This window comes from Pseudomonas sp. SWRI179 (assembly GCF_014268705.1).
GTDB lineage: Bacteria > Pseudomonadota > Gammaproteobacteria > Pseudomonadales > Pseudomonadaceae > Aquipseudomonas > Aquipseudomonas zanjanensis.
In genome coordinates, this window is sequence record NZ_JABWRA010000027.1 from 78,256 (window position 1) to 85,136 (window position 6,881).

At 63.2% G+C, this 6,881-nt stretch carries 4 protein-coding genes; all 4 read right to left on the minus strand.

Annotated elements, in window-relative coordinates; translation table 11 throughout:
- On the minus strand, nucleotides 1-2,388 hold the full coding sequence (locus HU767_RS16750; protein ID WP_186730024.1) for a 7TM-DISM domain-containing protein: 2,388 nt from the start codon (nucleotides 2,386-2,388) through the stop codon (nucleotides 1-3).
- Nucleotides 2,388-3,224, minus strand: a complete 837-nt coding sequence (locus HU767_RS16755) for a helix-turn-helix domain-containing protein (RefSeq protein ID WP_238349488.1) — start codon at nucleotides 3,222-3,224, stop codon at nucleotides 2,388-2,390. Before HU767_RS16755 ends, HU767_RS16750 begins: the two co-directional genes overlap by 1 nt.
- A gap of 420 nt (nucleotides 3,225-3,644) precedes the next feature.
- Entirely contained in the window at nucleotides 3,645-5,309 is a 1,665-nt protein-coding gene (locus tag HU767_RS16760; protein ID WP_202894659.1) for a ShlB/FhaC/HecB family hemolysin secretion/activation protein, read from the minus strand.
- A 100-nt stretch (nucleotides 5,310-5,409) separates the two neighbouring features.
- Nucleotides 5,410-6,881 (minus strand): hypothetical protein (locus HU767_RS16765; protein WP_202894660.1); only part of this gene is annotated, 1,472 nt, incomplete at its 5' end.

The window sequence follows — 6,881 nt, forward strand, 5'->3', positions numbered from 1 at the left end:
CTAGAACTCCCGGGCCATTTCGCGATGCTCCGTGTCCGGGCAAACCAATGTATTGATCCGTGCCAGCAGTTCGCGGCTGTCGGCGGGCTTGAGCAGTGCCGCGTCGAAGGCCAGGCCTTGCGGGTAACCTTCCGGCCTGCGTGGCGGGATCGCTGAATACAGCATCACGGGCAGCTCGTGCCCATGGTCGCGCACGTGTCGCAGCAGTTCCCAACCGTCCATGGCGGGCATCATCTGGTCGCTGATCAGCAGGTCGACCGGTTGATCAGCCAGGCAGGCCAAGGCGTCTTTGCCGTTCGCCGCGATGCTGACGTCGAAGCCGTAGCCGGCCAGCAGGTCGTAGAGCCACTCAGTGTTTTGTTCGATGTCGTCCACCAGCAGTACGTGTTTGCCCTGACCATCGAGCGGCGTGAAGTTGTTGTCGACGATGCCATTCTCCAGGTCATGTTCCTGGGCGCATTTGAGTTGCAGGCGAAAACTGAAGTGGCTGCCCTGCCCGGTGGCCTGGGGTTCGAGACGGCTGTCCATGCGCTCCAGCAGTTGCGTGACGATGGACAGGCCCAGCCCGCTACCTTCGTAGCGTTGCGCGTTGCGGCCACGGCGGAACGGTTGCAGCAGTTGTTCGAATTCTTGCGGGTCGATGCCGATGCCGGTGTCGATCACGCTGAAGCGCAGCTCCACGGTGTCAGCGGCGGTACCCGGGGAACAGCTCACTTCGAAACGGATCTGGCCGTCGCGGGTGAATTTTGCCGCGTTCGCCAACAGGTTCATGAGCACCTGCCGAAGCCGCTTGAAGTCAGCCTCCACCAGGGGCGGCAGGTCCTGCGCCAGCACCGCGTTGAAACTGTTGCCCTGGCGCGCGGCGAGGAAGCCAGCCTCGTCGGCGACCTCCTGGAGGAAGCCGTACAGGTAGGCGGGCGCGAGGGTCAGTTGCATTTGCTCCAGTTCACCACGGGAAAACTCGAGCATCTCGTCGATCAGTTCCAGTTGTTGGCGGGCGTTGCGCTCGATGGTGGCTTGATAGTCGCGGTTCGGCCCCGCATGGAGCAGGCGTGCATAGTCGATGATGCGCACCAGCGGCGAGCGCAGGTCGTGGCTGATCCGCGCCATCAACGCACTGCGCGCCTCCAGGGATTCACGCAACTGCGACGTGCGCAGCGCCACGGTGCTTTCCAGGCGTTCCTGTTCGGCCTGGCGTTGTTGTTCGAGGCTCGACAGGGCGTGCTTTTCGCGGTTGCGGCTGCGGCTGACTTCCATGATCAATGTGAAGACCAGCAATACCACGCCCGGCAGGGCCGACGATAAGCTGTTTTTGCTTTCCGGCGCTTGCCAGGGCAACTGTTCCTGGGGGAAAAACCACCGCATCAGCATTTGCCCAACCAACAGCCCTGGCACCAGCCAGGCCATCCAGTTGTAGGGCAGACGCCTGCGCCACGCCATAAACAAGGTGGGGACCAGCGCACCGTAGAAACTCATCAGCGAGATTTGGACAATTAGCGCGCCCTGGACCGGGTCGACCTTGAGCCACCAGAGGCGGCCGAAGACACAGCCCAACAGCGGCACCCAGTAGCTCCAGCCAATGATCTTGGGCAGTTGGGAAACCTGCAACAGCACGCGCATGTAGGCCAGGAACAGGACGATCGAGGTTGCACTGGTGAACGTCAGCAGCTCGCGTGTCCAGCCCAGCGCCGAGGGCCAGTAGATCAGGTAGCCATTGAGGATGCAGGTCAGCAGGATGTAGCTCAGGACTGCGCCGGCATTCACCGTCAGCAGTCGGGAACGGAGGATCCGGCCAACGATAAAGCCGAACGGCACGACCAGCAGGACAATGCCGAGGGTGAGTCCGTCGCTGAGGTAGGTCTGTTGCTGGCTGCGCAGCAGCGCCGGTTCGGACCAAAGTTCCGGCTCCAGCAACATCTGGAAATTGCTCGCCACCCGGACGAATACCGTGGCGCTCTCCCCCGCTGCCAACGACACCCGGAACGCCGGCTGACGCGCCGCCGGCTGCGGCCATTCGGCCAGGGGATGGGCGGCTCCGGCATGGGCTTCCTGCCCCGGTTGGTAGACACGAATGTCTTCCAGGCGCGGCGCGCCGACCACCAGCAAGCGCGAACACGCCGCAGCGCTTGAGTTTGTCAGTTGTAATTTCAACCAGAAGGCGGAGCGGCTGTAACCCTGCGTCGGCCAGCTTGGGGTCGCGGCCTTGAAATCGGCGTCAGGCCGTTGGGCGATTTGTTCCAGGCTCAGGTGTGCCTGGGTGTCCTCGAAAATCTGCGCCACGGGCATCAGGCTCAGAGAGTCGGTGCGGCAGATATCCACAGGCGCCGCACGCACCAGGCCTGTGGATAACAACGTTATCGTCAGGAGTAGAAACTGTAGAAGCCGCATCAGGCGCGTCCGGCCGACTCGGTTTCGGCAATGCCCAGGGCTTGCTGGCGAAACTGGCTGGGCGTCATGCCGATGCGCTGGCGGAAGGCGGTGGTGAAGTTGCAGGCGTTGCGAAAACCCACCAGTTCGGCGACGTCCTGCACGCTCATGGCGCTTTCGCAGAGCAAGTCCTGGCCGCGCCGCAGTCGGGCGTCGCGAATGTAGGCAAACACGGTCATTCCCAGGTGCTCGCGAAAAATCGCGGTGAGGCGCTTTTCATGGGTGCCGACTTTTTGCGCGAGCATGCCCAGGGACGGCATGTCGTCCAGCTGGTTTTCTATCAGTCGCATCGCCGCGCGCAGCACGATCTCATCGCCTTGCGGCTCCGGATCGGCGGGGCTTTCATGAACGGCCGGTGGCGCGCGCCAGGTCAATTGCAGGTGGATCTTGATGCGCGCCAGCACTTCTTCGGGGGCGCAGGATTTGGGGATGTAGTCCACCGCGCCCACGGTCAGCCCTTCCAATCGCTCCAACGACGTGTTGGCCGAGGACAGGAACAGGATCGGGGTGTGCCGGGTGGCCGGTGCCTCGCGCAGTAGCCGGCACAGGCTGAAGCCATCCATTTGTGGCATGTGCACGTCCAGGACGATGAGGTCCGGGCGCAGGGCCAGTGCCCGTTGATAACCCTGGTACGCGTCGCTGGCCAGGGAAATGCGCCAGGGCTGGGTCTTCAAGAGAATGAGCGTGGCGCGGATGTCTTCGGGCACATCGTCGATCAGCAGAATATGCGGCAACAGCTCGGACGCCGCCACGCCCCCCGCCGTCGCTGCCTGCCTTTCGTATCGTCCGTTGTCCATTCGCCAGGTCTCTTGTTGTGTTTAGCCAGGTCACTGTCGCGAAATTGCCAGGCGAGGAAACACGTATCGGGCCGGCAACAAGTCGATATAACGGCAGGTAAGGCGAGAACTGAAGCTATCAAATTTTTGATGGGCGATAAACGGTCATGCCGACCGTGGGGTCCACTGATGCGGGACGATGCTGATGACCGTGGCGAGGGAGCTTGCTCCCGCTGGGGGGCGAAGCCGCCCCAAAGCAGCGAACCCAATCTTCCCGACTCACCGAGTAGCCTGGGTTGGGGGCTGCGAAGCGGCCCCATAGCAGCGCACTCAATATGACTGGTACACCGAGCTGCCTGGTTTGGGGGCTGCTGCGCAGCCCAGCGGGAGCAAGCTCCCTCGCCACGGGGTTGTTGAGTACCTTGAATAAGCAGCAGTCGGTTAGAACTGGTAACCAATCTGAGCGAGCAACTGCGGGTTTTCCTGACGCGTATCGCTCTGGGCTTCACCACCTGAATGACGCCACGCCACCGTTGCATCGAACGAGATCTGGCCGTACTGGGCACGCAGCCCCACACCGCCGCCGGAGATGCTGCGGGTGTTTTCCTCATCGGCCCACTCGTTGTGGTTGATGCGCACCTTGCCGGCATCCCAGAACAGGTAAGGCGTGAGCTTGTCGATCGGGTAGCGAAGTTCGATCTGGGTCAGCATGCCTTCGTCGCCCGAGGCTTCGCTTTGAGGATAGGCCCGCACGCCATCGATGCCGCCGAGGCTGAAGTCTTCGGAAGAGTCGAGGTTGTCCTGGCTCCACTGTCCGAGGACACGGGCAAACAGCGTGAAGTTGGCGGGCAGCGCTTGCAGGCGGGCGAGATCGACGTTCACTTTGCTGAATTGGCCCTCGGTCTGGGCGGTCTGGCGGTCGCCCTCGCGCAGGGCCGAGTCCAGTTTCAGGTCACCGTAGGTCAGCGTCGCGCCACCGTAGGTGATGCCGCCGCCGAACAAGGTGTCCCGTACGTCGAATTGCAAGCTGATGGGCAGCGAGTTGCTGCTTTTTTCAAAGCTCAGGCCCAGCACTTCGTATTTGTCCTCAAGCTCTTTGTGCTGGTATTGCCCGGCCAACATGAGGTTCGCCTGGTTGCTGCGAATGAGCGGATAACTCAAGCCAATGCTGCTGACCTCGGCGGTACCGGTCGCCCCCAGGTCGGCGAAATCCTCGCCCAGGTCGTAAGCGCTCTGGGCATAACCGACGTTGCCACGCAGGCCGGATGTGCCCAATGGCATCGAGTAGCCGAGGCTGCCGAAATACAGCTCCTCATCGGTGGCCATCACGGCGGCGCTGAGCTTGTCGCCGAGCATCATCGGGCTGTTCCAGTCCCCTTGTACCGTCAGGCGATTGCGCCCCGAGTAGCGGTTGCCGTGGTTGTCCAGCGTGGCCTTGCCTTCGAAGGCCTTGGTTTTGCTCACTTGGGCATTGAGGTCGCCCGTACCGAGCTCGTCACCCGGGCGGATGACCGGACGAACCGCCACGCCCGGCAAGTCCGAAAGCACCAAGATGCTGCGCTCCAAGCGGTCACGCTCGATCACATCGCCCGGCTTCAAGTCGTCCAGGAACGGCTGCGCCTGCTCGGCGAGTTTCCCATCGTCGTTGACGGCGGTGACTTTGCCGTAACGGCCTTCGATCACGGCGATGGTCAGCTCGCCATTGGCCATGCGTTGGGCCGGCAAATAGGCGCGTGCGAACGGGTAGCCGTTCTCGCGGTAGTAAAGCGTGACCTGCCGGGCGATTTCCCGCAATTCGTCCAGATCGTGAGCCTTACCCACGGCTGGCGCGACGACGCGTTGCAGGCTGGCCGCGTCGATGCGGGTGTTGTCGGTGAAACGGACAGCGTTGAGCTGGACCTTGGCGCCGCCGACTTTTTCCTGGGCCGGTTGCGGTGCTTCTACATCCAGGCGAATGCTTTGCGGCAACTCCTGCTGGGGAATCGGCAATTCCTGCAGGATCCGGCCGGCGTCGGGGATCGGGCGTGTCGGCAGGGTCGCGGCCCAGGCCTGGGAAGTGGATAACAACGCCAGACCAGCGGCGCAGGACATCAGTTTGTTATGCATTGAATAAGTCTCGAAGAATGCGGGTTGCCTGAGCCCATGACCGCGTCCGGGGGACGCGGCCAAGGGACTCCTTCAAATGGAAAAAATGGATGTCAGGGGATCAGGGACGCATGGCCAGACCTGGACCTGGCAAGCGCACACCGCCGCGCACGACGAACACGGTCTGCGGCGGGTAGGCCGCGCAAGCGCCGCCCTCGGATACACCGCCATCGGCGCAGACGTTCCCGGCCAGTTCCCGCTCGCTGTCGGCGCTCTCGGCCTGGGCCGCCGAATCGCCGTCGCCATTGCCATTGCCAGCGCCGTTGCCACGCGTGCCGCCCTGGTCCACCAGCAACAGACCACCGTCCTCGACCCCGGCGCCGGACCAGTCAGCCGGTTTCGGCTGGGCCGGATTGAGCTCTGGAGCATGGGGCGAAGTCACCTGCGCGCCGACGCGTGTTGCATCGGCGACGCTCTGCCGGACGGCGTCGTAGTCAACGGACGGTGTCACGGTCAGATTGGCGTTAGCCGGGTTACTTACGATCAGGTAACCCAGATCAGCCAGCCCACCGATGTTGATCAGGTGCGAGCCCGGGCCTTGAGTGCCTACCGAATACAACGGGTTGCCGAGCATCGGCTTGGTGTCGCCGTTCCACAGACCGCTGGCGTCATAACCGGCGATACCGCCGCCATTGAACGTGGTCTGGCCATCGAACGGCTTGGTCTGGGTGGTCGTGCCGTTGGTGGACACCAGCAGGGTCGGTTGCTCGCGGTACACGGCATGAACGCCCGTGGTGCCCAGCGCCCGGCCGAAGTTGCTCTGCTGCTCGTCGCTGTTGTAGCGGAAATTGCCGCTACCACTGCCGACCACATCCACCAGGCGGGTGCTGCCGGCGAGGCTGCCGGTGTAGATCACCGCCCGGCCGCCAGCGCCAGTGGAGACTGTCACACCCGCGTCGGCCTTCACGTCGCCACCCGCGGCCACGCCCGCCGAAGCGGATTGACCGGCGTTGAGCACGATCGCGTCGGAAGCGTTGCTGGTGGTGCTGACATTCTCGGTCAGGGTGATGTTGCCGGTGGTGGTCACCACCTGGACTTTGCCGGTGTTGCCGATGCCGACGATCTGATCCAGCTGGTTGCCGTCCAGTGCCGTCTCGGTCAGCCTGCCGACGGTGACGTCGCTGCGGTTGACGAAGCTGACGTCCTTCGCGCGGCTGGCGAGATCGCCGACCCAGTTGCTGGCGTTGCGCAGGTCGAAATCACCGCCCTTGAGCGCCAGGCCATCGGCGATGATGTTGCCCTTGGCGTTTTGGGTAGTCTTGCCATCGACGTTAAGGGACACGTTGCCGGTGGTCGCCAGCCCTTCGTTGATCGCCAGGTTGCCGTCGGTGCCGATGCTGACGTCGCCGGTGTTATTCACGCCGGTGGTGGTCTTGACCACGTTGCCGTTGCCGTCGGTTTCGGTCAGCGTGCCGACCTTCAGGTTGCCGGTGTTGTTGAAGGCGACCTTGCCTGCCTTGCTGGCGATATCGCCCACGATGTTGCCGTTGTTGCGCAACTCGAAGTCGCCGCCGTTCAGGGCCAGGCCATCGG

Bases quoted from the DNA above. Each gene is read 5' to 3' on its own strand.
- HU767_RS16750 (WP_186730024.1), bottom strand. From the start codon at position 2,388: ATGCGGCTTCTACAGTTTCTACTCCTGACGATAACGTTGTTATCCACA.
- HU767_RS16755 (WP_238349488.1), bottom strand. From the start codon at position 3,224: ATGGACAACGGACGATACGAAAGGCAGGCAGCGACGGCGGGGGGCGTG.
- HU767_RS16760 (WP_202894659.1), bottom strand. From the start codon at position 5,309: ATGCATAACAAACTGATGTCCTGCGCCGCTGGTCTGGCGTTGTTATCC.